This is a genomic window from Nonlabens sp. Asnod3-A02 (genome assembly GCF_045063755.1).
Taxonomy (GTDB): Bacteria; Bacteroidota; Bacteroidia; order Flavobacteriales; family Flavobacteriaceae; genus Nonlabens; species Nonlabens xylanidelens.
In genome coordinates this window covers 866280-892948 of the sequence record NZ_JBEFOC010000007.1, presented here as the reverse complement: position 1 = coordinate 892948, position 26669 = coordinate 866280, and the positions used below count along the sequence as shown (strand labels likewise).

At 34.3% G+C, this 26669-nt stretch carries 20 protein-coding genes; 11 read left to right on the top strand and 9 right to left on the bottom strand.

Translation table 11 applies throughout. The features are described from left to right. Positions 1-37: 37 nt before the first annotated feature. Positions 38-2071: an HD family phosphohydrolase gene (locus ACJJVN_RS07425; protein WP_405377663.1), complete on the bottom strand. Its 2034-nt coding sequence runs from the start codon at positions 2069-2071 to the stop codon at positions 38-40. A gap of 139 nt (positions 2072-2210) precedes the next feature. On the opposite strand from ACJJVN_RS07425, the gene ACJJVN_RS07420 reads away from it, so the two are divergent. Together ACJJVN_RS07420 and ACJJVN_RS07415 are read left to right on the top strand one after the other, a co-directional pair. Next, on the top strand, positions 2211-3383 hold the full coding sequence (locus tag ACJJVN_RS07420) for an acetyl-CoA C-acyltransferase (protein ID WP_104516298.1): 1173 nt from the start codon (positions 2211-2213) through the stop codon (positions 3381-3383). A gap of 11 nt (positions 3384-3394) precedes the next feature. After that, the gene (locus ACJJVN_RS07415) at positions 3395-4144 is read left to right on the top strand and encodes an NlpC/P60 family protein (RefSeq protein ID WP_405377662.1); all 750 of its coding nucleotides are present in this window, start codon (positions 3395-3397) and stop codon (positions 4142-4144) included. A gap of 69 nt (positions 4145-4213) precedes the next feature. Here the strand turns inward: ACJJVN_RS07415 and ACJJVN_RS07410 are convergent, their stop codons facing one another. Both ACJJVN_RS07410 and gyrA read right to left on the bottom strand, forming a co-directional pair. Continuing rightward, on the bottom strand, positions 4214-5398 hold the full coding sequence (locus ACJJVN_RS07410; protein WP_405377661.1) for a tetratricopeptide repeat protein: 1185 nt from the start codon (positions 5396-5398) through the stop codon (positions 4214-4216). A gap of 15 nt (positions 5399-5413) precedes the next feature. Then, on the bottom strand, positions 5414-7939 hold the full coding sequence (gene gyrA / locus ACJJVN_RS07405; RefSeq protein WP_104516292.1) for a DNA gyrase subunit A: 2526 nt from the start codon (positions 7937-7939) through the stop codon (positions 5414-5416). A gap of 268 nt (positions 7940-8207) precedes the next feature. On the opposite strand from gyrA, the gene ACJJVN_RS07400 reads away from it, so the two are divergent. Further along, positions 8208-10772, top strand: coding sequence for an ATP-dependent Clp protease ATP-binding subunit (locus ACJJVN_RS07400; protein WP_405369054.1), 2565 nt, complete (start codon positions 8208-8210; stop codon positions 10770-10772). Positions 10773-11048: 276 nt separating this feature from the next. After that, on the top strand, positions 11049-11420 hold the full coding sequence (locus ACJJVN_RS07395; protein ID WP_405377660.1) for a hypothetical protein: 372 nt from the start codon (positions 11049-11051) through the stop codon (positions 11418-11420). A gap of 38 nt (positions 11421-11458) precedes the next feature. Here the strand turns inward: ACJJVN_RS07395 and hutH are convergent, their stop codons facing one another. Both hutH and ACJJVN_RS07385 read right to left on the bottom strand, forming a co-directional pair. Continuing rightward, positions 11459-12961, bottom strand: coding sequence for a histidine ammonia-lyase (gene hutH, locus ACJJVN_RS07390; protein ID WP_104516289.1), 1503 nt, complete (start codon positions 12959-12961; stop codon positions 11459-11461). 39 nt (positions 12962-13000) lie between these two features. After that, a complete protein-coding gene (locus ACJJVN_RS07385; RefSeq protein ID WP_405377659.1) occupies positions 13001-14545 on the bottom strand; it encodes an NAD(P)H-hydrate dehydratase in 1545 nt (514 codons plus the stop codon). A gap of 147 nt (positions 14546-14692) precedes the next feature. Here ACJJVN_RS07385 and gcvT point away from each other — a divergent pair, with 147 nt between their 5' ends. Continuing rightward, a complete protein-coding gene (gene gcvT / locus ACJJVN_RS07380) occupies positions 14693-15775 on the top strand; it encodes a glycine cleavage system aminomethyltransferase GcvT (RefSeq protein WP_104516287.1) in 1083 nt (360 codons plus the stop codon). Between the two features lie 11 nt (positions 15776-15786). Next, positions 15787-16602 (top strand): sugar nucleotide-binding protein, encoded by an 816-nt coding sequence (locus ACJJVN_RS07375; protein ID WP_405377658.1) that lies wholly within the window; start codon positions 15787-15789, stop codon positions 16600-16602. 65 nt (positions 16603-16667) lie between these two features. Here ACJJVN_RS07375 and ACJJVN_RS07370 read toward each other — a convergent pair whose 3' ends face one another. The 4 genes from ACJJVN_RS07370 to ACJJVN_RS07355 all read right to left on the bottom strand — a co-directional run bounded on the left by ACJJVN_RS07370 (position 16668) and on the right by ACJJVN_RS07355 (position 21682). Continuing rightward, a complete protein-coding gene (locus tag ACJJVN_RS07370; RefSeq protein WP_405377657.1) occupies positions 16668-17918 on the bottom strand; it encodes a DUF3999 family protein in 1251 nt (416 codons plus the stop codon). Next, positions 17902-20346 (bottom strand): DUF2339 domain-containing protein, encoded by a 2445-nt coding sequence (locus ACJJVN_RS07365; RefSeq protein WP_405377656.1) that lies wholly within the window; start codon positions 20344-20346, stop codon positions 17902-17904. Before ACJJVN_RS07365 ends, ACJJVN_RS07370 begins: the two co-directional genes overlap by 17 nt. 195 nt (positions 20347-20541) lie before the next feature. Further along, positions 20542-21381, bottom strand: a complete 840-nt coding sequence (locus ACJJVN_RS07360) for a 1,4-dihydroxy-2-naphthoyl-CoA synthase (protein ID WP_104516279.1) — start codon at positions 21379-21381, stop codon at positions 20542-20544. 34 nt (positions 21382-21415) lie between these two features. Next, positions 21416-21682, bottom strand: a complete 267-nt coding sequence (locus tag ACJJVN_RS07355; protein WP_405377655.1) for a hypothetical protein — start codon at positions 21680-21682, stop codon at positions 21416-21418. Between the two features lie 272 nt (positions 21683-21954). On the opposite strand from ACJJVN_RS07355, the gene ACJJVN_RS07350 reads away from it, so the two are divergent. The 5 genes from ACJJVN_RS07350 to ACJJVN_RS07330 all read left to right on the top strand — a co-directional run bounded on the left by ACJJVN_RS07350 (position 21955) and on the right by ACJJVN_RS07330 (position 26545). Continuing rightward, positions 21955-22365 carry a DUF2452 domain-containing protein gene (locus ACJJVN_RS07350; RefSeq protein ID WP_405377654.1) on the top strand — a complete coding sequence of 137 codons (411 nt, stop codon included), beginning with the start codon at positions 21955-21957 and terminating at the stop codon, positions 22363-22365. Positions 22366-22523: 158 nt separating this feature from the next. Further along, positions 22524-22880, top strand: a complete 357-nt coding sequence (locus tag ACJJVN_RS07345; protein WP_405377653.1) for a BlaI/MecI/CopY family transcriptional regulator — start codon at positions 22524-22526, stop codon at positions 22878-22880. 2 nt (positions 22881-22882) lie between these two features. Continuing rightward, on the top strand, positions 22883-24682 hold the full coding sequence (locus ACJJVN_RS07340; protein WP_405377652.1) for a M56 family metallopeptidase: 1800 nt from the start codon (positions 22883-22885) through the stop codon (positions 24680-24682). A gap of 354 nt (positions 24683-25036) precedes the next feature. After that, positions 25037-25165, top strand: a complete 129-nt coding sequence (locus tag ACJJVN_RS07335) for a hypothetical protein (protein WP_262497522.1) — start codon at positions 25037-25039, stop codon at positions 25163-25165. A 186-nt stretch (positions 25166-25351) separates the two neighbouring features. Beyond that, entirely contained in the window at positions 25352-26545 is a 1194-nt protein-coding gene (locus ACJJVN_RS07330; protein WP_405377651.1) for a PQQ-dependent sugar dehydrogenase, read from the top strand. Positions 26546-26669 lie beyond the last annotated feature (124 nt).

Below are 26669 nucleotides of genomic sequence, written 5' to 3'. Positions count from 1 at the left end.
TGTTTCTCACAAATAAAAAGAACTTTTTTTTCAAAAATTATTCTGGATATTCTATTCTAACATGATAAATACTAGCTAACTTCTTTTTAATCACTGCTTTAATCAATTCAATCTGTTTAAAAGTAATATTTGCATTTAAGAACTGACCGCTATCCACTTGTCCCTCTATAATCTTATCTACTAAATTGTCTATCTTAATAGAAGTAGGATTCTTTAAACTTTTTGAAGCTGCCTCTACACTATCTGAAATCATAAGTATAGCAGTTTCTTGACTAAATGGTCTAGGACCTGGATATCTAAAGCTATCTTTATCTACGTCGGGATTATCCTCTTTTGCTTTGGAATAGAAATAATACACCAAACTATCTCCATGGTGCGTTCTAATAAAGTCGATTATTCTATCTGGTAAATTGTATTTACGAGCGATTTCTATACCGTTGATGGTATGATCTATAATGATCCTAGCGCTATCTTCTGGATCTAAATCATTGTGTGGATTAATACCACTTCCTTGATTTTCGGTAAAATATGTTGGATTCTTCATTTTACCTATATCGTGATAAAGCGCTCCTACCCTAACTAGCATTGCATTTGCTCCTATTTCATTAGCTATAGTTTCTGCAATATTTGCCACATTTAAAGAATGGTGAAAAGTTCCAGGAGCTTTATTAGATAGTTCTTTAAGAAGTCGTGAATTAGTATCACTAAGCTCTAACAAAGAAACATCACTTACCAATCCAAATATTTTCTCAAATATGTAAATAAGAGGCCAAACAAACAGCATAGCCAAACCACACAGAACAAAGTAACCTAAACGCCCCCATTCCCATCCTACAATACCTCCTTGATTTATTGCATAAAAAGCAAAATAAGACACAAAATACACTCCAATTATCTGTGCAACAGTCAGAAATAGATTTGCTCTTTTATATATTTCCTTACCTGAGAGAATTGTCACTATACCTGACATCATTTGAAGAAAAAGATACTCATCACTATTAGGTACTATAAAACTTAAGATAAAAATAGTTACCACATGAGTAAACAAACCCAATCTAGCATCAAAAAAAGCTTTAAGTACTAGAGGAAGAATACATACAGGAACTACATATATGTACTCTACATTAATATTGACTACTGTCGCTGTTAATACTACAATTAATCCAACATTAAAAAATATAAAAAACAACTTCCTGAAATTAGAAAAAATATCTTGACGATACCTCCATAAGAACAATAACAGCATTGCATATGCCATACCTACTAAAATAATATAACCGGTAAGCTTCCAATTATACTGGGAGTCCGTCCAAGTTTGTGATTTATAGGTATTATTTAATGTATTTAATATTAAGAGCTTTTGTCCTTCCACTATTTCGCCTTGAGCGATAATACGAGCACCTTGAGTAACTAAGCCTCTGGTAGTTAAAATCTTGCTTAATTCTTCCTTTATAGCTATGTCAGTTAATTCTTTATCAAAAACAACATTAGACTCAATAGAACTAAGTAGGCTAGATAATAAAACTGTTTTATTTAAACTTGGATTACTAGTTAGAAGATTTTTACTACTTATTAAATCGCTTAGCTCATTTGGTAAATAAATATTACCATAATTGGAAGATATTACTTCATTATTTGCAGTTAAAACAACAGGCTGATTATCATCAAGATCTAATGGAACTTCTAGATAACCGACTTTATACAACCTATTTAATATAGATTTCACATCCTTTAAAAGAAGCTTATACTCATCGCTATTTAAAGAATCGGTACTAGGATTATATTTTGATAACCACTTATTATAAACCTTATCGTTAATATTATTGTCTACTTTAAAATAACGTGGCGTCTTAGCAGAAACTGCTTGTTGTTCTAACAATAAAGCTTGTTCTCCTTTTTCTATAGGAAAGGAAAAGGGAGCGTATAGAGTTTCATAATCCCATGGTTCACCCTGGTTATAATCATATTTAAAACGATTATTATTAGGAAACACATAAACAGTCAATGCTGTACAAAAACATAGTAAAATGATTTTATAAACAAGACTTTGATAATTGTACAATCTATTCATTACGTGATGCAAAGAAGACAAATTAACGACTATAGTTTTAATAAACCATTAATATAGTCACACAAATGAGTGTTTGGTAGACCAGTTAGACCTAAATTACTTATTAAATTCATTATTTTTGCAGTATAAAAATCAAGACATGAAAAAAGTAGTTATAGTATCTTATGCAAGAACTCCTATAGGAAGTTTTATGGGGAAATTATCATCAGTTCCAGCCACAAAACTAGGATCTGTAGCTATTAAAGGTGCACTAGATAAAATTTCTTTGGAGCCCAACCTTGTAGACGAGGTATTAATGGGTAACGTAGTGCAAGCAGGTACTGGACAAGCTCCAGCTAGACAGGCAGCATTAGGAGCAGGAATATCTATAGACACACCAGCATCTACTATTAATAAGGTTTGTGCAAGTGGAATGAAGACTATTATGATGGCTGCTCAATCTATTGCCTTAGGAGATAACGATATCGTTATTGCTGGAGGAATGGAAAATATGAGCATGATACCACATTATGTACATATGAGAAATGGTCAAAAATTTGGACCAACTACTCTAGTAGACGGTATGCAAAAAGACGGACTAGTTGACGCATACAGTCAAGAAGCTATGGGAACTTGTGCTGACCTATGCGCAACAGACCACAGTTTTACTCGTGAAGACCAAGATGAATTTGCCGTACAATCTTATGAACGTTCTAAAGCTGCATGGGAATCTGGTAAGTTTAACGACGAAGTTGTACCAGTAGCTGTTCCACAAAGAAGAGGAGACGATGTAATAGTCGATACAGACGAGGAGTTTTCTAATGTAAAAATGGAAAAAATACCTGCATTGCGACCTGCTTTTTCTAAAGACGGTACTGTAACTGCAGCAAACGCCTCTACTATTAACGATGGTGCCGCAGCACTAGTTTTAATGAGTGAAGAAAAAGCAAATGAATTAGGATTAACTGCACTAGCAACTATAATAGGTTATGCTGATGCTGCACAAGAGCCTAAATATTTTACAACAGCTCCTGCCAAAGCGCTTCCTAAAGCTCTTAATAAAGCAGGTGTAGCTATAAGTGATGTAGATTACTTTGAATTTAATGAAGCATTTGCTGTAGTAGGCTTAGCTAACATGAAAATATTAGGTCTTAATGACAGTAATGTAAATGTGTACGGTGGTGCTGTTTCTTTAGGACATCCTCTAGGTTGTAGTGGTGCTAGAATAGTAACGACACTCATGAGTGTCTTAAGACAAGAGAAAGGAAAGATAGGTGCTGCAGCTATCTGTAATGGTGGCGGTGGCGCAAGTGCAATCGTGATACAATCGTAAGTTAAGAATCTATGAGATACGGTGTCTGTCCGATTTCTATTGCTCCTTTAAGGTTAGAAACTAGTGATGCCAGCGAGATGGTATCACAAGTTCTCTATGGAGAATTATTTAAGGTATTAGAAAAAAGAAAGAAATGGTCTAAAATTAGACTTGCTCATGATAATTATGAAGGCTGGATTGATAACAAACAGTTCAAAGAAATTGAATCTGAACAATACCAACACTTTGTAAAGCACTCAAAATTTTATTCTAAAGATTTAATATCTCATTTAACACATGAGGACAAAACATTGAGCACACTAACCATAGGTGCTCAAGTAAGCTCCACATCGTTATTAAAAGACACTTTTCAAAACGACATAAACACAGTTATACTTGGTAGTTCTAACCTTATCAATAACGCTTTATTATTTCTTAACACTCCTTATTTATGGGGCGGCAGGACACCACTAGGCATAGACTGTAGTGGTTTTACTCAGTTAATATATAGACTAAGTGGTTTTAACCTATTAAGAGATGCTAGCCAGCAAGCTACACAAGGTGAAGTGTTGAGCTTTATAGAAGAAGCTGAACCAGGCGACCTTGCTTTTTTTGATAATAATGAAGGTAAAATTACACACGTTGGAATAATAATGAGTGATAATTATATCATACATGCTCATGGTAAAGTAAGAATAGATCGCTTAGACCAGAGTGGTATTTTTAATGTTGAAGAAAACATTCATACTCACAAGTTGAGAGTTATTAAGAAAATAATATAAATAAAAAAGCTCTTGAATAAATCAAGAGCTTTTTTTTCTATTCCGCTTTCGCGAAAGCGTTATAAATACTTACATCTTAGATTTAATTTGTGCAGACTTATCTGTCATACCTAAAAAGTCATACAGACTAACTAAGGTTGCCATCACACCTTTATCCTCTGGCTTTAAATCATGTGCCTTTTCTAAATAAGAAACCGCTTGAGTATAAAACTCCTTTTGCTCTGCAGCAGTTGTCGTCTCTAAATTACCTGTTTCTAGATAAGCATTGGATAAATTTACTAAAGCATAATAGTTTTTAGACTCTAACTTAAGGCTAGATTTAAAGTAACGTATTGCACTTTCATAATTCTTTTTCTCTATTGCTGCAGCTCCTAGATTATCAAAAACCTTAGGATCAGATATATCAGAGTCCATATTCTCTATAGCTTCTTTGTACTCCTCCATCATTCCTAAAGTTAATAATACATCTGGCTTAACTAACTTAAGAGACTGATCGTTAGGATGAGCATTAAGAGCTGTTTCATAAACCTCTTTTGCCTTAACCTTGTCCTCTTTATTCACATGTAACCATACCGTCTTAAGAACAATATCACCTAAATTAGAATTACTTTTTTCTAAAGCAGGATTTGTATGAGTTTTTGCTTTTACCGAATAATCTCTCACTTTTTCATTAGAAAATTGCTCCACTACACCATTTAAATTAGTCGCTACATAAGTAGTTTTTACTCCTGTATATCCTTTTTCTAAAAGTGATGAATATTTTTCTAAAGCCACGTCAAATTTAGAACTACTATAAGCAAGATTACCTGCATTATAAAGCATATCTAAATTCTCTGGATTACTTTCATACAACTCATCTACCAGTTTCAACGCCATATCTGCATCACCACTAGCTACTTTATCATTTGCAATTTGAAGCTTACTTTTGAGAATTAAATTTTCTAAAATTGGCTCAAACTTCAAGTTTGAATAACCCAATTCTTTAGACTTTGCGATAGCAGACTCTGCTTTACGTAAATTATCAAGATTTACTGGCTGTCCACCTGAAAGGTCCATATAATTTGCACCTTTGAAAAATTGATAAGCTCCTGCGTATTCTGCTTCTACAGAATTCTCATCTATAGAATTAAATAATTCCTGTGCTTTGCTGAATTCTCCTTTTTCTACTGCCTTAGTAATTTTCTTAATCTCCTTTTTCTGAGCAACAGCCATAGAGGCTATTGCTAGAAAAGTTATTGTTAATTTAAATTTCATAATAATATTTTGAATTTATTCTTCGCTATCATCTACTTCAAGATCTGTTCCATCTTCTTGAGCGGCAATTACGCTTTCATCAGACTCTATCTCTTCTTCATCTTCATCCTTTACCACCTTTGCAACGGCTGCAATAGAATCATTTCCTTTAAGATTAATAAGACGGACACCTTGTGTCGCACGTCCCATTACTCTTAAATCTGCGACATTCATACGTATAGCTACTCCTGATTTATTGATAATCATAAGACCATCTTTATCATTCACATTTTTAAGCGCTACTAGACCACCTGTTTTTTCAGTAACCGATATAGTTTTAACACCTTTACCACCACGATTAGTCTCACGATAATCATCTAGGCTAGAACGTTTTCCATATCCTTTTTCTGAAACAACAAGAATATTAGAATCCATATCGTTTACAGCAACCATTCCTATTACCTCGTCCTCGTCGTCAGATAATCTAATACCTCTTACACCACTGGCATTTCTACCCATAGGTCTTGTTTTAGACTCGTCAAAACGTATAGCTTTACCACTCTTTAAACCTAACATAACATGACTGTCTCCAGTGGTTAGTTTTGCTTCTAAAAGTGTATCTCCATCTCTAACGGTAATAGCATTAATACCGTTTGATCTTGGTCTAGAATATTGTTCTAAAGATGTTTTCTTAACCACACCTTTCTTTGTACACATAATCACAAAATGACTATTAATGTATTCTTTATCTTTAATATCCTGAGTACAAATTACTGCCTTAACATTATCATCTTGTTCAATGTTAATAAGGTTTTGAATAGCACGACCTTTAGAGGTTTTACTACCTTCAGGAATTTCATAAACTCGCATCCAGAAACACTTACCTTTTTCAGTAAAGAATAACATGTACTGGTGATTAGTCCCCACAAATAGATCTACTAAGAAATCTTCATCTCTAGTAGTACTTGCTTTTTGACCTACTCCACCACGGTTTTGTGTTTTATATTCTGTAAGGCTTGTTCTTTTAATGTAACCAGCATGAGATATAGTTATAACTACCTGCTCATCTGGGATCATGTCTTCTATACTTAGATCACCTCCAGCATATTCAATTTTTGAACGACGCTCATCACCAAATTTCTCTTGAACTTCAATAAGTTCATCTTTGATAATTTGCATACGACGTTCTTTCTTTGCAAGAATATCTTTTAAGTCAGCAATAGTTTCCATTAACTCACTGTACTCGTTACGCAACTTATCCTGCTCTAGACCAGTTAATTGTCTAAGACGCATTTCAACAATAGCACGTGCCTGAATTTCTGAAAGTTCAAATCTCTCGATTAACTTCCCACGAGCCTCTTCACCATTTTTACTAGATCTTATTAAAGCAATAACCTCATCGATGTTATCACTAGCAATAATTAATCCTTCTAAAATATGAGCTCTTTCTTCAGCCTTGCGTAGTTCATATTCTGTTCTACGTGTTACTACTTCATGCCTATGCTCTACAAAGTAGTGAATCATCTCTTTTACATTAAGTAATTGAGGACGACCATTAACAAGAGCAATATTATTTACACTAAAACTAGACTGAAGCGCAGTATGCTTATAAAGTTTATTAATAACAATATTAGGTATAGCATCGCGCTTTAATACATAAACGATACGCATACCTTTTCTATCAGACTCATCTCTAATAGAGGCAATACCTTCTAGCTTTTTATCATTAATAAGGTCGGCAGTTTTCTTAATCATATCTGCCTTGTTTACCTGGTATGGTAATTCATCAACGATTATACATTCACGACCTTTTACTTCTTCTATTCTTACACGACCACGTATTTTAATACGTCCACGACCGGTATGAAATGCGTCTTTAACACCATCATAACCATAAATGATACCACCAGTAGGAAAGTCTGGTGCTTTGATGTGCGTTATCAACTCTTCTATCTCAATATCATTATTTTCGATATAGGCAATTGTACCATCCACCACTTCAGTTAAGTTGTGAGGAGGCATATTAGTTGCCATACCTACGGCTATACCACTGGCTCCATTAACAAGAAGGTTAGGAATTTTTGTAGGTAAAACTGTAGGCTCTGATAAGGTATCATCAAAATTCAGTTGTGTATCAACTGTTTCTTTATCGATATCAGCAAGCATCTCTTCAGATATCTTGCGCATTTTTGCTTCAGTATAACGCATTGCAGCTGGTGGGTCACCATCTACACTACCAAAGTTACCCTGACCATCTACCATCATATAACGCAATGACCATTCTTGAGCCATACGCACCATAGTATCGTAAACAGACGTATCACCATGTGGGTGATACTTACCTAGTACCTCACCTACTATTCTTGCACTTTTTTTGTAACCTCTATTAGAAAGTACACCCAGTTCATACATACCGTAAAGAACCCTTCTGTGTACTGGTTTTAGTCCATCTCGCACATCTGGCAGTGCACGTGACACTATGACTGACATCGAGTAATCGATGTATGCTGACTTCATTTCATCCTCGATATTAATCGGGATTAACTTTTCTCCATCTGCCATGTAAATCAGATTATATTAAATTAGTTATTTTAACAACTAGCAATTTAAGGAAATCGCTAGTAATAATAAGGTGTTGATACGGTTTTAGCTCTGTTTTTATTAACACTTTTAAACCTTCTCTGTGAATAAGTTTTATCAGTCTATATAATAAGGTAAAGCACTGTAAATGTTACGCTTTCGCGAAAGCGAACAAAGTATTAACCCTTTTTTATATTACGGAATGCTTTTTGAAAGAATAAATTCAATACTTTTAAACGAAAGAAGCAATATGGACGATAATTTTTCACCAAGAGTTAAGGACGTGATCGCCTATAGCAAAGAAGAGGCGTTGCGATTAGGTCACGATTTTATAGGTACAGAACATTTAATGTTAGGATTACTGCGAGATGGAGATGGAAAAGCGATTGAGATTTTAAATAATCTATCGGTAGATCTTGATAACCTGCGCCGTAAAGTTGAGATATTAAGTCCAGCAAACCCTAATATAACAGCTGCAGTTAACGAGAAGAAGAATTTACATCTTACTCGACAGGCAGAGCGTGCACTGAAAACTACATTTTTAGAAGCAAAACTTTTTCAAAGTACATCTATTAATACGGCTCATCTATTATTATGTATTTTACGTAATGAGAATGACCCTACTACAAAACTTTTAAATAAGCTGAGTGTAGACTATGATAATGTGAAGGATGAATTTAAAATGATTCTATCACAAGAAGATGGTTATATAGAAGATGTGAGTGCACAATCATTTAGTGACGATGACGCAGGAGAAGAAATGCACGATGGCGGTAAAGAGAATTTATTCTCACCATCTGGCGATAAGAAAACAAATAAGAAGTCTAAAACTCCGGTTCTAGATAACTTTGGTCGTGATCTTACTAGAATGGCCGAGGATGATAAACTAGATCCTGTAGTAGGTCGTACAGAAGAAATACAGCGTGTTTCACAAATTTTGAGTCGTCGTAAGAAAAACAACCCTTTATTAATAGGAGAACCTGGTGTAGGTAAAAGTGCCATAGCCGAAGGGCTAGCCTTACGTATCGTACAAAAAAAGGTATCTCGTATTCTCTATGATAAACGTGTTATTACTCTAGATCTTGCTAGCCTAGTTGCTGGTACTAAATACAGAGGGCAGTTTGAAGAGCGCATGAAAGCGGTTATGAATGAATTAGAGAAAAATGATGATATCATTCTTTTCATAGACGAAATTCATACCATAGTAGGCGCTGGTGGTGCAGCTGGGTCTCTAGACGCATCTAACATGTTTAAACCTGCACTTGCTCGTGGTGAGTTGCAATGTATAGGAGCCACTACTTTAGATGAATATAGAAATAGTATTGAAAAGGATGGCGCTCTAGAAAGACGTTTTCAAAAAGTAATGGTAGAGCCTACCTCGGTTGAAGAAACTATTACTATTCTTAATAATATTAAGGCAAAATATGAAGACCATCATAATGTGATTTATACTCCAGAGGCTATTGAAGCCTGTGTGAAGTTAACTAATCGCTATATGACAGATCGTTTTCTACCAGACAAGGCTATTGATGCGCTTGATGAGGCAGGATCTCGAATTCACATTACTAATATAGAGGTACCTGAACAAATAGTTGAAATAGAAAAACAACTAGAAGATGTTAAGAAAGAAAAGAATAACGTCGTTAAAAAGCAGAAATATGAACAAGCTGCAAAATTAAGAGACGATGAGAAGAAGTTAGAACAACAGCTGGAAGAAGCGCAAAATGCGTGGGAAGAAGCTTCTAAACTTCATAAAGACACGGTAACTGAAGAAAATGTTGCCGAAGTAGTGAGCATGATGACTGGAATACCTGTTAATCGTATCGCTACTAAAGAGTTAAAGAAATTAAGTAATCTTAATAGCACTATTGCAGATCTAGTTATAGGTCAAGATAAAGCGGTGAAACAAGTTGTAAAAGCCATACAACGTAATAGAGCTGGATTAAAAGACCCTAATAAACCAATAGGTTCTTTCATATTCTTAGGACAGACTGGTGTAGGTAAGACACAACTTGCAAAGGTTCTAGCAAACGAATTATTTGATTCTGAGAATTCACTTATACGTATTGACATGAGTGAATACATGGAGAAATTTGCTATTTCTAGACTAGTAGGAGCACCTCCAGGATATGTAGGTTATGAAGAAGGTGGACAGCTTACTGAAAAAGTAAGACGTAAACCGTATGCGGTTATACTTCTAGATGAGATAGAAAAAGCGCATCCTGACGTGTTTAATATGTTACTGCAGGTTCTTGATGACGGTTTCTTAACAGACAGTTTAGGAAGAAAAATTGATTTTAGAAATACTATCATCATAATGACTTCTAACGTAGGTGCTAGAAAACTGAAAGACTTTGGTGCGTCTGGTGTAGGATTCGGTACTGCAGCTCGCAAAATGGCCGAAGACGACAACGCTCGTGGAGTTATACAAGCAGCATTAAAGAAAACCTTTGCACCAGAATTCTTAAACAGAATAGATGATGTAATCGTATTCAACTCTTTAGAAAAAGATGATATTCATAAAATTATAGATATTGAACTAGCTAAGTTATTTACTAGAATCAAAGGTCTAGGGTACAATCTTTCTCTTAGTGATGAGGCAAAAGACTACATTGTAGAAAAAGGTTTTGACAAAGAGTACGGTGCACGTCCACTTAAAAGAGCTATTCAAAAACATATAGAAGACGCTCTTGCTGAAGAAATAGTAAACAGTCAGCTTAGTGAAGGTGATTCTATTTTTATGAATTTTGATAAAGAAGAAGATAAACTAGTGATAAAAATTGAAAAAGAATCTGAAGAACAGTCTGCAGAGTAATTTTCAAAATAATTTCTTTAAAACGAGTCTTAAGATGTATTTCTTAAGACTCGTTTTTTTTATGATCTGTTGTTTTATGTTATTTTTATCATGAAATATGAAAAAACATATAAGTAATCCTTTAGTGAAAATGAGGCGAAAAAGACATATTCATACTCTTTTTAGGTCTTAAAACTATCAATTAAGTAGTTGATCGATTAATCTTTGGTTACATTTTTTATTATGCACGCATAGTAAAAAGCACTTATATTTGCACCTCGATTTAAGAATTGAATTATGAATATTTTAGAATTAGGGTTCGGAAAATTTGAATTACATAAAGATATAATTATAGGTATAATTAATGAAGGTATACACTTTAATATGGCTCTTAACTCCATACTTAACGATGAGATTATTGCTCATTATGGTACCGAGCAAAAATTAGGGTATATAAGTGTGCGCGAGAATAGTTACAGCATAGATCCTATGGTGCATTTATATAATACAAAACATCAAAATTTAAGAAGTATAAGTATAGTGGAGAGCAATTCTCAAATTATAAGCTCTGTAGATCTAGAGAGTAAGTTCTTTAAACCTGGAAAGCTACAATCTTTTTTCAATAAAGAACATGCCATCAACTGGACCAACTCTCAATTACTCAATTAAAAAAAAGAGGTGAACTATAGTAACGTTCACCTCTTTTCTTAATTTATTATTTCTAGGTCCAAAGCTGTGGAATCCATTAACTCTCTAGCTAGTTGAATATCTCCATACATGACTCTATCCGTGTCGTAAAAAGGTACAGAACTGCGCAGTAGCATAACAATAGATTCTAAAAAGTCAGATGTTTTCTTGCCTTGAAATTCTAATGCTTGTGTACCACTTATAAGTTCTATGGCGAGTACTGTTTTTATATTATCAATTATTTTATAAGCCTTAGTTGCAGCATTTGCCCCCATACTTACATGATCTTCTTGCCCGTTAGAACTAACGATACTATCTGTAGAAGCTGGGTTTGCAAGATGTCTATTCTGACTTACTATACTTGCTGCGGTATATTGAATAATCATTAAACCACTATTTAAACCGGCATTATTACATAAGAAAGGTGGTAAACCACGAGTACCGCTCATTAATTGAAATATTCTACGCTCACTAATGCTGGCTATTTCACTCATTGCTATAGAAAGAAAATCTAGAGCTAGAGCAAGTGGTTGTCCATGAAAATTACCACCAGATATAATGGTGTCAGATTCTGGAAATACATTAGGATTATCGGTAACTGAGTTACATTCTGTCACTATTGTTTTAATAACATGATCTAGTGTGTCCTTTGTAGCACCATGAACTTGTGGTGTGCATCTAAAACTATAAGGATCTTGTACATTCTCTTTTTTACCAGACGCTATCTGACTGTCTTCTAATAAATCGCGGATAATGGAAGCACTCTTAAGCTGTCCTTTGTGTGGTCTTATCAAGTGAATTCGCTCGTCAAAGGGTGACATATTACAAGAAAAACCATCTAAAGATATAGCGGTAGTCACATGTGACCAGTACCATAGTTTTTGAGATTCTAGACTTAAATAAACTCCATAAGCTAGCATGAATTGCGTACCATTAATAAGAGCTAGACCTTCCTTAGACTGTAATTGGAGAGAATCCCATCCCATAAGATCATTGATTTCAGCACCAGTATATCGTTTTCCTAGGTAAGAAACCTCTCCTAATCCTATTAAGGGTAAAGCAAGATGTGCTAGTGGTGCAAGATCTCCAGATGCTCCTAAAGAACCTTGTTGATAAACTACTGGATGCACTCCTGCATTGTAAAAATCAATTAATCGTTGTATTACAGCTATACTTATTCCACTATGTCCATAGCTTAAACTTTGAACTTTAAGAAAAAGCATCAATCTCACTATCTTTTCTGGAACCTCTTCTCCTGCCCCACATGCATGTGACATAATTAGATTATGTTGCAACTGCGTTAGTTGATCACTCTCTATCTGGGTATTACACAAAGAACCAAATCCTGTATTGATACCATAAGTAGGTTTGCTATTTGTATCGCCAAAGTTTTTATCTAAATAATCTCTACACTCCTTTACGGCTTGTGCAGCGTTATCTGATAATTTTAGAGCTGTAACATTATTTACTATGTGCTGTAAATCTTTTAAACTTAAACGTTTTGAAGAAATTTCGTGTGTCATGATGGGCTGTTTAGACTGCGGCAATATTAAACAAAAAGTTTAACTCTGTGGTTGCGCTTGTTGCTCTTGCGACGGATTTCTAAATAGCTGGAGTATACTAGAACCTATAAAATTAGATATTATGGAAGCCTTAAGACCCTCATGTGCATATGTTTGTGATGCTAGATCGCCACTGGCTCCATGTAAATACACAGAGAATGCAGCTGCCGTAAGTGGGTCATATCCTTGTGCAAGAAAAGAAGCTATAATACCACTCAACACATCGCCACTACCTGCAGTTGCCATTCCAGGATTTCCTGTACTGTTAACATACTGACCAGAACCTGCCACAGTAATAGTATGTGCTCCTTTTAATACAAGAATTACATTGTTTTTCTTAGAAAACTCTTGTGCTTTTTCTAACCTTGTATAACTATTATCCCACTCACCTATCAACTTTTTAAGCTCACCATCGTGAGGAGTTAAAATAGAATCTTTAGGTATATCTTTTATTAATTCTGGATGCTTTGCTAGAATTTGAATTCCGTCAGCATCAATAACTATAGGAGTAGATTGTTCTTTTACCGCTTTCGCGAAAGCGGAACACGTATCCTTCTCGACACCTATTCCAGGACCTATGCACAAAACTGCATTCTTAATAGGATTATTAAAATCTGTTACATAATCGTCACCATCACTTTCTACCGTCATGACCTCTGGTAAAGAAGATTGCATTATAAAATTACCGTCTTCTGGGATATAGGCCGTCACTTTACCTGCTCCTGCATTTATGGCTGCTCCTGCACAAAGTACAGCGGCACCCATCTTACCTTTACTACCAGCAAATGTTAACACGTGACCATAATCTCCTTTATAAGAAAATTTCTCTCGAGGTTGATACATATTTTGAGCGGCCTCTCTAGTAATCAATTGAGCTATTGGCGCTGCTGCCATTAAATACTCAGGATCTAACCCTATATTAATCACCTCAAAAGTACCGGTATACTGACCTGTTTCTGGAAGGAAAAAAGATAGTTTAGGCGTTTGAAAAGTAAAGGTATGGTCTGCCTGTAAGATGGCATCATCAGTTTTATGTGCTGTATTTGCATACAGGCCACTAGGCATATCGATAGCAACTTTAAATGCTTTGACACTATTTAAATAGACTATTAAATCTGCCATCCAGCCATCTACCGGTCTATTAATTCCTGTACCAAAAATGGCATCTATAATAAAATCCTGAGGTGTGATTTCTGGAAAATCTTCTTTACAGCTCAATAACACCGGCCACTCGTTAGTCACATCTTTTATACGGTCATAGTTTACTAAAAAGTCCGGAGACCTTTTTTTACTACAATTAGTAACATAAACTTTTACATGGTAACCATGTTGTATCATGTGTCTAGCTATCGCAAGACCATCACCACCGTTATTTCCTATCCCACAAAAGATTTTTACAGGTACTGGTGCACCATTTAATCGTTGATGGAGTCTTTCAAAAACGAGTGTTGCCACACGCTCCATTAAGTCGTTACTAGAAATTTGTTGTTTATTAATTGTGGACAGATCAGCTTCTGCCAGTTGTTGTGCGCTTAGAATTTTCAAAGTGTCAATTTTATGAATCTGCAAGTTAAGGAAATCGAGTGTAAAGCTATTTAATTAGAATTGTGAATTAGTTAGCATTTTCAGAATCTAAAAAGGTGTGCTATTTAAAGGAGAAATCTCTACATTTGAACTCGTAAAAATTAGAATATGAAAAATACCGCGCTTACCGCTATACATGAATCATTAGGAGCAAAAATGGTTCCTTTTGCTGGATATAATATGCCTGTTCAATATGAAGGTGTTAACATAGAACACCAGACTGTTAGAGATAACGTAGGTGTTTTTGACGTTTCTCACATGGGAGAATTTTTAATTTCTGGACCTGAGGCTTTAAATCTAGTTCAAAAAGTATCTTCTAATGACGCGTCTAAACTTACAGTAGGAAGAGCTCAATATAGTTACCTACCTAACGCTACTGGCGGTATAGTAGATGACATGATTGTTTATAAAATCAAAGAAGAGCAATATTTACTAGTCGTAAATGCTTCTAATATTGATAAAGATTGGGATCACATTACCTCTCATAATACCATGAATGCAGACATGAAAAATCTTTCTGAAGATTATTCACTTCTTGCTATTCAAGGACCTAAAGCTGTAGAAGCAATGCAATCACTTACTTCTGTAGATTTAAGTGCTATTAAATTTTATCACTTTGAAGTATCTGACTTTGCAGGTATAGAAAACGTAATCATTAGTGCAACTGGTTATACAGGTTCTGGTGGTTTTGAGATCTATTGTAAAAACACTGAGGTAGAACAAATCTGGAATAAGGTTTTTGAAGCTGGGGCAGATTATGGTATCAAACCTATAGGTCTTGCTGCACGTGATACCTTGAGATTAGAAATGGGTTACTGTCTTTATGGTAATGATATAGACGACACCACTTCTCCATATGAAGCTGGACTAGGATGGGTTACAAAATTCACTAAAGATTTTGTAAACCACGAGCAGTTATTAGAACACAAAGAAAAAGGTGTTGATAGAAAATTAATTGCCTTTGAAATGGACGAGCGTGCTATACCTCGTGGTGGTTATGAAATTAAAGATAGCAGCCAGCAAGATCTAGGAATAGTTACCAGCGGTACCATGTCTCCATCTATGGGAATAGGAATAGGAATGGGTTATGTACCACCTATTTTTGCAACTCCTGGTAGTAAAATACACATACAAATTAGAAAAAAGTTAGTACCTGCCACAGTAGTAAAACTACCTTTTTATAAAAAGTAAATCTTACATTTTTGAATAGAATCTTAATACTAGGCGGAAGCGGCTTTATAGGGAATGCCCTTTATAAAGAGCTTGCGCCTTTTTTTGATGTACATGCTACCTATAAAACAGATAGTAAAGTCTTTGAAAAAAATAAGCATTTTCATCAATTTGATTATGAATTAGAAAGCCTAGACGTATTACTAGATAATTTAAAACCTAAATTTATAGTAACCGCCGTAAGAGGTAATGTGAATAGTCTTTTAAGAATGCATTTTGAGATATCTGACTACATAGATAATCGAGATTGTAAGGTGATTTTTCTATCTAGTGCAAACGTTTTTGACCGTTTTACTAACTACCCAAGTTATGAGTATGATAAAACACTATCCGAAAGTATTTATGGCCGTTTTAAAATAAGAATTGAAAATGAGCTGCTTAGAAAACCAGTTTCCAAGTACGTGATTTGTAGAATACCTATGATTTACGGTACCGGCTCACCACGCCTTAATGAGATCAAAGATCAACTTAAGAGAAATGAAGCTATCGAGGTCTTTCCTAATGTGGTTATTAACGCGACACATATTAAAAAACTAGTACAGCAACTCCATTATATTATTAATAGAAGACGTCGTGGTATTTTTCATTTAGGTAGTCGCAATCTTATCCACCATATAGATTTAGTAAGTGATATTTGTGAGCGAATGGGCACTCCTACTCCTTTATTAAAGCAGGTCTTTGATTCTAATGAAGATAGACATCTAGCTGTATTACCTAAAGATAATTTACTTCCTAAACATCTTCAACTTACCATAGAAGATGTGGTAGAAAGTAGTATTGCTCTTTAATAGACGTTGAAGAAGATTTATTATAGTTACGCTTTCGCGAAAGCGGAATTTATATAAACACTACTCTACTCTTCTACCTTACTACTAGTATTACTTAACATCTTAAAAGTAAAACCAGCTAATAAAGTAATAACAATTCCCATAACCACCCAAAGCCACCATTCGTTTTCAAATAAAGGTGATACTTCAGTGGACTTGATTTTATCAATAGCCACTTCTTTACCTAATCCTAAACTCGTTAACTGAGCAGGAATGGTGTTTTTAAATTTCTGTATATCATAATTAGGTCGGTAAGCTGATGCGTTTCCATAAGCAAGTACATAATCTGCTGGCTGGGTGAATCTAGCTATTAATTCATGTTTATAGCCTTCTACTACTACTGATGTAATGTCTAGTGCTTGATTATCGTCATTTAAAACAGATATTCTAAATTTTTGAGCAATCGTCTTATCAATCTTAAACTCATTAGATTCTAATGAATTAAGAGTCGCTGTGCGTATGTTGCGGTAGTTATATTTCCAACCTTTTTCTGTATGAATACTGTCTGATAAATAAGATATATTAATAGTTCTAAAGTAATCGTAATTTGCATCTACATGAACTTTAATGCGACTTACAGGAACTTTATTTTCTAACTCAAATTCAAATACACTCGACTTTGAACTCTTATCTTCCTTGAGTTTCATAGTTTTAACACGATGCTTTACTACCTCACCATCTATAAGCTTATCCATAGATATTAAAGCAGATTCCAACACAGGCTGTTGATCACTTCTTACTAGCACACGGAAATATCGATAACTAGATTCTGGTAAAACCAATTCTGTAAATGAATACACAGAGGTCGTGTTGTGAATGTCTAGTATTCTATAATCTTCTAGAATCGTAAACCATTGTTTTAAGTGCTGGCTACCTTCTAGGTCTACTTTCCAGTCAAAATTTGTATCCTTAAATGACAACTGTATGTTATTAATGCTAGTCGGTGCGTCTAACTTAAAGGTAAAGTAATAGCCTTTATCAGTTTTTGAAGTATTTATAATCTCAAAAGGATGTTTTTGAGAAATAGTCTTTTCCTTATTAATCTTTAAAATATAAGGAACCTCGATAGTATCTAGCGCTGTAGATATTCCGTAAATCCTCATATCATTTAAAGATGGAGATACCTTACTAAATACATCATCTGGTACCGTAACCGTATGCCAATCCTCTTTTACAGCATCTAGAGATCTTTTATAATCGTACTCTTTTAATTGAGCAAATGATATAACGCTAACTAACAGCGTTAAAACAGTAAAAAGTTTAATCTTCCTTTTCATTATAATTGATTTGGTTCTTGTATTTATTATAAAGGAATGAGATTATTAAAAGCAATACTCCTAGAGATACAAATACTATAGTTTTTGAAATGGTGTTTAAATGCGCAATATCATAGAAGAATAGTTTTATTAGGGTAATACCAAATAATCCCATGCCTCCTATTCTTAAATAAGGTTTGTTTTTTAATATTCCAAAACCTATCAATAAGAAAGAATAGACGCCCCATAATATACTCAGACCTAATTTATAAGCATCTGTTGCGCCTGCTATATCGAGCCAGTGTATTAACTCACTACTTATTATCCATACTATACTTATATGTAGAATAAGATCATAGGTGATTTTAAAGCCTTTGGCTATTTCTGGCTTCTTTATAAATCGATATAAAGTGAGCATCGCAAAGGCTACAAAAGCAAATGATATATAACGTATAAGTAAATAGAAAATACCTCTATTATAATATTCTGATGTGGATAGATAGGCTTCTCTTAAATCACTCAAAGAATACAAACCTTGTACTAGGAAGATAAATACAGTTAATACCGTAAATATCAATCCGGCGTTTTCTAGAACGTTATTTTTAATTTTCTTGTAATTAAAATAAGATAATAAACCTATAAATAAGAGTGTGTAATTAATTATCCATATAGATTTGAAATCCTTGATACTAGAATCAAATACACTATTTGCATAAGGACTAGATCCTTCTGGTAGTTGAACTCGAGAAGTATCATACCATTGATCAAAGTAAAATTCTATCTCTAATCTAAACGCACAATACAAGGTGAAAATTAAAACAGAAGGTATGGCATACATAGCCATTTTATAAAAAATACCGTCTTTAGAAAGTGCCGATAGAAAAGTTTCTTTCCTTTGAAGATAAACTATAAATCCTAGTGCCGCTACAAATAGCATAGAACTCATAAAACTTATATTCAACAAAGGAATAATATCGCTATAAGATTCTATATCATAAATATTATAATCATTATCCCAATCTTGAAACAGGCTTAAAGTCGCCAGTAGCATAATGGGGTAAGATAGCTTTTCATAAATCTCAATTTTCTTTGAGGTCCCTAACCAGAAAAGCAACACAGCTTGTGCACTCCATAATAAAGTCACCCAATTACCATCTAGCTGAACTGGTATGGCAATAGATATAAAAGCAAGTACTAGTGCTGTGGCTAGGTAAAACAATTTTCTATCGCTTTTCTTCTGTTTATAAATGACTGTTGCCACCGCAAAATGAACTACCGCGTTACACAATGTAAATAGACCTAGGTAATGTTCTCCTGTTTCATTATCACTTAAGATAGCAAATCCTAAACCGTAGAAAACAAAAGAGTTTAAGAGCAGTAAAACAATATCTGAAACTGCAAACGATTCTTTCTTAACCAGTTTATACGAGAGAAAAGTAAGGTAGAATATGATGAAGAAAACAAGTAAAAACCCTAACGCAAGAGTAAAGTGTTCTTGATCCTTATAATCCATTATCATCCAAGAGATAAAAATTAACCAAGTGAAAGCAAACGAAGAATAATATAAAGGTTTCCAGTATTTTTTAAAGGCTAGAATGAGTATCCCTATATTAATAATCGCTATATAACTAAACAATATTTCTACCTGACCAGAACCATTACTTAGTAAAAATGGAACTGCATAAGCGCCCACCAGTCCTAGATGCGCGATAATCTGTTTATTATAATTAAGCGAGGCGACTATGGTAAACCCAGTAAACACCACCATGAGAATAAAGGCGACTGTTTGCGGTATTAGTTCATAAAAACTGTAGGCAAAGAAAGTAATAAAGTAAAGTATTACTATCGCTCCACTTACCAACACAGCACTATAAGATTCATATTTCTGTTTTAGTTTCATTCCAAAACCAAACAAACCTATTGCAGACAAATACCCTAAAATAATTCTAGTTAGTGGACTTATTAAATCATTCTCAATAGAATACTTTGCTCCTATCCCTACACCTATAACCGTTATAAGAATACCTATTTTATTCAATAAGTTTTCACCTATAAATTTTTCTAGATTAGATTTTTGAAGTGGTGATTTCTTTTTAGGTTGCTGTATGGGTTTTTGATAATTTACAGTCTTCTTACTAGGTACTGCATCCCAATTATCATTTGATGCAGACTGACTTTGCTGCGGCTGATTTTGCTGCGGCTGCTGCTGCTGCTGTTGATTAGAAGATTCCCAATCTGCCATGGGATTATTAGATACAGCATCTGTTTCTGTAACGGTAGGTTTTTCTTCCTCTAATTTTTCTTGCTCATTGCTAGCTTGTGCAGCAGACTGTAATTGATTAAGCTGTGTTTTTAACTCATATATCTCGTACTTAAAAGCCTCTTGCTTTTGAGAAAGAATTGCTAATTTTTCAATTAGCTGATTAATAACATCTTGTTGATCTGCCATAAGAGTGTGGTTGGGCTAGATATAGTTGTAAGCTATATCTAGTGCTAATGTAAGTAAAAACTCATGGAACTAAGTACAATCTATGTAGTTACAGGTAAAATCTGGGATACAGAAAGCTCTCTTTTTTTACCGTAAAATAAAAAAGTGCCAATTCTTTAAATTGACACTTTGTAATTTCTATCTTTCTAAAAAAAATTATGGAATATAACGATCATTACCCCATTCTGGAGCACGTTTTTCTAAGAACGCTTCTCTACCTTCTTTTGCCTCGTCAGTCATGTAGATAAGACGTGTCATTTCTCCAGCAAACACCTGTTGTCCTACCATACCGTCATCAGTCGCATTCATAGCAAATTTTGCCATTTTTATAGCAATAGGAGATTTTTTAAGTATTTCTTGTCCCCAGTCATAAGCCGTCTGGTCCAGTTCTTCATGCGGTACAACCGCATTTACCATTCCCATATCCATTGCTTCTTGAGCACTATACGTACGACCTAAAAAGAAAATCTCGCGAGCTTTTTTCTGCCCTACCATTTTTGCTAGGTATGCACTACCATAACCAGCATCTACACTAGCTACGTCCGTATCTGTTTGTTTAAAAACACCATGTTCTTTACTCGCTATAGTCATGTCACATACCACATGTAAACTGTGTCCACCACCTACAGCCCAGCCAGGTACTGCACAAATAACCACTTTAGGCATAAAACGTATCATGCGCTGTACTTCTAGAATATTTAATCTACCAGTCCCAGAGTCATCTTTATAGCCATCGTGTCCACGAGCATTTTGATCACCACCACTACAAAAAGCCCAACCACCATCTTTCTTAGAAGGTCCTTCTCCAGTGAGAATAACCACACCTATAGAAAGATCTTCTTGTGCGTCATAAAAAGCCTTAATAAGCTCGCTCACCGTTTTAGGTCTAAAAGCGTTGCGCACCTCAGGTCTATTAAAAGCTATACGGGCTATACCGTCTGCTTTTTTATAAGTAATATCTTCAAATTCTATTGCTGTTTTCCAGTTAATGGACATATGATCTAGTTTTTATACAAATATAAGGTCTATCCTATTTATACCACACACGTATGGTTTCAATCATGTAAACGATACCGGCTTGCATGTTCAATTTATTAGCATTAGAACTCTTTGTAGAATTAGGTGTTTTTGGAGCTATTAAGGTTTCTACATTAATAATCTCTCGGTTGTAATTCTTCCTAACCCATTCATTCACGCGCTGCATCACAATTTCTGTGGACTCGTAGGTTTTTGTACCCCAAAAGCTTTTTTCTAAAACCTGAGGCTCAAAATCTATAAAGTGTATTTCGTTTGTCATACTTTATATGTATAGGTAAAATGATATTTGTTACGCTTTCGCGAAAGCGAGTTTCATCAAGTCATCCTTACCATACATAGAATCAGAAAGTACAATCATCTAATCACCGTGTGTAAGAACCTTATCTGTCAGTAATTTAGCATAGGAGTTCATCAGTTGTAGGGGATTGATGAATTAACATAATCGAGGCAGATGCATCTGTCTCGATTTTTTGTTTAAGAAATTCATGTTAATGTTCTACAAAACAGAATTTCAAGTCGTAAATTTGTAATATGAGCGAGGATAAAAAACCAGATTACGTAGTATATGATGAGGAGACAGGAACTTATAACGCGGCACTTCTTCCCTATTCTAGCGGTGTTGCCGCTCCTAAAATTACCACTCCAGATATTACCTCATGGAAACAGACTAACATTAATAAAGTCAACCATGAGATCAAATCCCAATTTGACCAAATTAAAGAGCAATATGATGCTATGGTTAAAAAATTTGAGGATAACCAATTGGTCTATGGAGCAAAATTCTCTTTTGAACCTATAGTGGGCGAAATCTATCATCTATATAAAGGACGTAAAGATGGACAGCCATTCTTATCTGTCATCGATCCCTCAGAATGTTCTTGGGATTTTGTGGGTACTTATAGACTTACTTCTGAAAAACTTTGGGAAGAAATAAACGCTTAATTTCTATCACCACCTTTCAACACATCTTATCGATTTGTATAATAATTAATTAACCGCCTGATTTTCTTGTGTTTAATTAATTATTTCACATTATTCAACTAAAAAATTAGTTTAAACTAAATAGTTAGTTTAAGTTTGAACTAAGAACTTAGTTGAATATGAAAACACTCACCACTGCCGAAGAAGAGATAATGCAACACCTATGGTCGCTTAAAGAAGCAAACGTAGCGAGCATTATAGAAAAAATGAAATCTCCTAAACCTGCCTACAATACCGTTTCTACCATAATTAGAATTTTAGAGAACAAAGGGTTTGTGGATTATCGCAAAGAAGGTCGTGGACATATCTATTTTCCTAAAGTAAATAAAGAAACCTACACTGCTGCCACTGCCGGAAAACTAGCTAGTAATTATTTTAAAGGTTCTTTTAAAAATATGGTTTCGTTTTTTATGGAACAAGAAGACCTAAGCGTACAAGATCTAGAAGAGATATTAAATGATATTAATAAGAAATAATCATGATACAACATATCTTACACAGCTCCATACTTGCCATATTGTTTTATGGTGTTTATCATCTCTTTCTAAGAAAAGAAACGTTTTTCCAGTGGAACAGAGCTTATTTACTAGCTATTCCTTTGCTTAGCATAACCATTCCGTTTTTGAGCGCGCCTTTTTCTATAGACATGACTCCAACGGTAATCGATGAGGTAGTACCACTCGCGTCGGTAGATATAGGTAATGTATCTATGACAAGTGAACAACCTATTATCATGGAAACCTCAACACCTATTGATTATACAATGATCGCCGTGAGTATATATAGTATAGGTGCATTTATCAGTCTTCTCTTTTTTCTATATAATGTGTCTAGCATAAAAGAGATTATTAGGAAAGGAACAACTCATTTCAAAGACGGAATATGGATCACTAAAACATCTCAAAAACTTACTGCCTTTTCATTTTTTAAAAATATAGTGATAGATGAAAATCTAGACCCTAAAAAGGTAGATGAAATATTAAATCATGAAATTATCCATGTAAAACAATTCCATTCATGGGACTTGATGGCTTATGAGGTGTATAAAATCCTTTTCTGGTTCCACCCTATTTGTTATATCGCACAAAAAGAATTAAAACAAGTCCATGAATACATCGTGGATCATGTACTAACTAAAAATCAAGAACCTATAACCTATCAAGAGTCTTTATTGAATACTGTTTTTGGAGCAGAACAATTTTCACTTGCTAGCTCTTATTTCAATAAATCACTTTTAAAAAACCGGATCCTTATGTTACAAAAAAAGAAAAGTACCGCAAAAGCTTTATTTAAACTAGCTTTCTTATTTCCTATAGTATTGGGTAGTTTGATTTTTACAGCTTGTAATGAAGAAATTGAGACTATAGAAGAACAGAATTTTTTAATAAATAAAGAAGAAAAACCTAGCTATTTACCAAGACTTTCAAAATTTGAATATGGTAAAAAGGACTTTTACAAAGGGTTGAGTAAAAATGAAATTACATTTTATGATTCATTTTTAAATAGTATTAAAGTTGATAGTATAACTGTAAACACTATTGATCAATTAAATGTAATAATGAAATCAGAAGATGGCAAACGATATTCTAAAATATCTTCAATAGTTAATAAAAATGGGGAATCGTTGATAGTAGATGACGTAAATGAAAATTTCAATATTATAATATTAAAAGAATCTCCTAATCGAGATCCTAGTTATATGACAGCTCCTTACAGTTGGAACGGTTCTTCAGTTAAATCTTATGTAGATGGTTATTTAAGTGGTACATTTAAAGATAGAGTTTCAGAATTGAGCGATGAACAATATCGACAAATGATCTCCCGTATTGTAGAACTACATAATGAAGTTAATATAGAAGAAATAATAGAAATAGAAGAGGTTTATCCTTTTTCAGATGAAATTGATCCTGATGCTGAAATTATTTCTCAGGACGTTCCTTTTGCAATTATAGAAGAAGTGCCACATTTTGAAGACTGTAAAGGAACTCAAACCGAGATCAAAAAATGTACCTCAGAAAAAATCGCAAAATTTGTAAACAAAAACTTCAATACAGAGATTGCACAAGACTTACCAGGACGCCATAAAATTGCGGTTCAATTCAAAATCGATAAAAATGGAAATGTCACAGGTGTACAGTCTAAAGCTAAAAGCATTGAGCTACAAAATGAGGCTGCCCGTGTAATTAACAAACTACCAAAAATGATTCCTGGTAAGCAAAAAGGAAAAGCAGTAACCACTATTTATGCTTTACCTATCATTTTTGAAATAAAGGAATAAATGGTACTTATTCCGCTTTCGCGAAAGCGAAACAAACACAATCAAAGCGATTCTTTACTAAAAAGAATCGCTTTTTTATTTTATAGCTAAAAATATTAGCAATGTAACCATCTGAATAACTGTATTATAAATTAAAATCGAATATTATTTGTTTATTTTACTGTAACAATTGAAAAGCGTGGTCGTCTATTAGATATAACCACAAAATAATAATATTATGAAAACTTCAACAGGATTTTTAAACGGAAACCAACAGACTACTAACAGAACAAGCAATGCAACTACTTTTTCTGATTCATGGAACTCTAGACGTCGTTATAGATAATTTAAACCTCAACTCTTAAAACTTTTATTATGAAAATTTCACAAAAAATATTGAGCCTTAACTCTGACTTTCCTATCCTATCTAGAAATAGATCTATAGATGAGAATAACCCATTTAATGAAAACATGGAAGCCACAAACACCTTCTTTTTATGCTAGGCAGCATGAAGCCGCAAAGACATCTAGATAATTTTGAATTAGCCTTCTTACATCTTTTTACTTTGCCTGATAGACTTCACAAAACCACCAAAAACAACTGAATCCCTTAGTTAGCGCTAAGGGATTTTTACTTTTATTAACGTTTTGGCAGCTGGTAACAATTATTTTTAAGCCAAATTACTGATTATGAAACATCTCTTCACTCTTTTACTACTTGCTGCTCTTGTTTTAAGTTGTAAAAATGAATCTAAATCAAATGAAGCTATTGTGGCTATACAGACTAATAGCAACACCATTACTAGTATAAATAGTAATCAACAAGTACCACTTGTTGAAAACATACCACTTATTGAAGATCAAAAAAAGTATACGGTTACACCTGTAATTGAGGGATTAAACAATGCCTGGGGAATGACATGGTTGCCTAATGGTGATCTTATCTACACAGAAAAAGAAGGAAAACTCTATCGATATAATGGTACAAAATCTATAGAAATCACTGGTTTACCTGAGGTATATTTACGTGGTCAAGGTGGTTTACTCGATGTAATAACACATCCAGAATTTGATAAAAATGGGCGCATTTACATTTCTTATGCAAGTTCTGAGGGTGAAGGATCTGGCGGGAACACGGCTATTGCTACGGCTGTTCTTAAAAACGATCAATTAACAGATTTAAAAGTACTTTACAAAGCGACACCTAATACTAGAAAAGGACAGCATTTTGGCTCTCGATTTGCTTGGGATAGTGATGGTTATTTATACTTTTCTATAGGTGAGCGCGGTGAGCGTGATGTGAATCCGCAGGATTTGAGTCGTGATGGTGGTAAGATATACAGACTGCATGACGATGGTAGCGTGCCTGCTGATAACCCTTTTATAGATATAGCTGGTGCAAAAACTGCTGCTTTTACTTATGGAAATAGAAATCCGCAAGGGATTACCGTACATCCTAAAACAGGTAAAATAGTGAGTCATGAACATGGTCCACAAGGTGGTGACGAGATTAATTTTGTCAAACCTGGTCGCAATTATGGCTGGCCAGTAATAAGCTATGGTGAGAACTATGGCGGTGGAAAATTTGCCGAAAGTACTGCAAAGCAAGGAATGGAACAACCTTTCTATTATTGGGTGCCTAGTATTGCACCTAGCGGATTTGCTATTCTAGATAACACGGCTTATGGCGATTGGAATGGAAATTACTTAGTAGGTTCTTTAAAGTTTCAATACTTAGAAATGCTTTATGTAAATGATAATGCAGTTACAAAAAGAGAAAAAATAGTAGACGGTATAGGACGTTTGCGCAATGTAAAAATAGGGCCCGATGGCTTTATTTATATAAGTGTAGAAGGAAAAGGTATTTTTAAAATCACAAAGTAATTTACAGTTTTATGTAATCCATTTAAAGGTACGGTCAGATAAATAAACCGTTTTTACTCGATAAAAATTGTGCCTTTTAAACCTTTCCATTTACAAATGGAATTGTATTTTTAAACATCAAGAA

What these genes read in the sequence shown, in the direction of transcription:
- gcvT (WP_104516287.1), top strand. Translation starts at nt 14,693, where the DNA reads ATGAAAAATACCGCGCTTACCGCTATACATGAATCATTAGGAGCAAAA.
- gyrA (WP_104516292.1), bottom strand. Translation starts at nt 7,939, where the DNA reads ATGGCAGATGGAGAAAAGTTAATCCCGATTAATATCGAGGATGAAATG.
- ACJJVN_RS07370 (WP_405377657.1), bottom strand. Translation starts at nt 17,918, where the DNA reads ATGAAAAGGAAGATTAAACTTTTTACTGTTTTAACGCTGTTAGTTAGC.
- ACJJVN_RS07340 (WP_405377652.1), top strand. Translation starts at nt 22,883, where the DNA reads ATGATACAACATATCTTACACAGCTCCATACTTGCCATATTGTTTTAT.
- ACJJVN_RS07415 (WP_405377662.1), top strand. Translation starts at nt 3,395, where the DNA reads ATGAGATACGGTGTCTGTCCGATTTCTATTGCTCCTTTAAGGTTAGAA.
- hutH (WP_104516289.1), bottom strand. Translation starts at nt 12,961, where the DNA reads ATGACACACGAAATTTCTTCAAAACGTTTAAGTTTAAAAGATTTACAG.
- ACJJVN_RS07360 (WP_104516279.1), bottom strand. Translation starts at nt 21,381, where the DNA reads ATGTCCATTAACTGGAAAACAGCAATAGAATTTGAAGATATTACTTAT.
- ACJJVN_RS07355 (WP_405377655.1), bottom strand. Translation starts at nt 21,682, where the DNA reads ATGACAAACGAAATACACTTTATAGATTTTGAGCCTCAGGTTTTAGAA.
- ACJJVN_RS07330 (WP_405377651.1), top strand. Translation starts at nt 25,352, where the DNA reads ATGAAACATCTCTTCACTCTTTTACTACTTGCTGCTCTTGTTTTAAGT.
- ACJJVN_RS07365 (WP_405377656.1), bottom strand. Translation starts at nt 20,346, where the DNA reads ATGGCAGATCAACAAGATGTTATTAATCAGCTAATTGAAAAATTAGCA.
- ACJJVN_RS07345 (WP_405377653.1), top strand. Translation starts at nt 22,524, where the DNA reads ATGAAAACACTCACCACTGCCGAAGAAGAGATAATGCAACACCTATGG.
- ACJJVN_RS07420 (WP_104516298.1), top strand. Translation starts at nt 2,211, where the DNA reads ATGAAAAAAGTAGTTATAGTATCTTATGCAAGAACTCCTATAGGAAGT.
- ACJJVN_RS07400 (WP_405369054.1), top strand. Translation starts at nt 8,208, where the DNA reads ATGGACGATAATTTTTCACCAAGAGTTAAGGACGTGATCGCCTATAGC.
- ACJJVN_RS07350 (WP_405377654.1), top strand. Translation starts at nt 21,955, where the DNA reads ATGAGCGAGGATAAAAAACCAGATTACGTAGTATATGATGAGGAGACA.
- ACJJVN_RS07425 (WP_405377663.1), bottom strand. Translation starts at nt 2,071, where the DNA reads ATGAATAGATTGTACAATTATCAAAGTCTTGTTTATAAAATCATTTTA.
- ACJJVN_RS07335 (WP_262497522.1), top strand. Translation starts at nt 25,037, where the DNA reads ATGAAAATTTCACAAAAAATATTGAGCCTTAACTCTGACTTTCCTATC.
- ACJJVN_RS07395 (WP_405377660.1), top strand. Translation starts at nt 11,049, where the DNA reads ATGAATATTTTAGAATTAGGGTTCGGAAAATTTGAATTACATAAAGAT.
- ACJJVN_RS07410 (WP_405377661.1), bottom strand. Translation starts at nt 5,398, where the DNA reads ATGAAATTTAAATTAACAATAACTTTTCTAGCAATAGCCTCTATGGCT.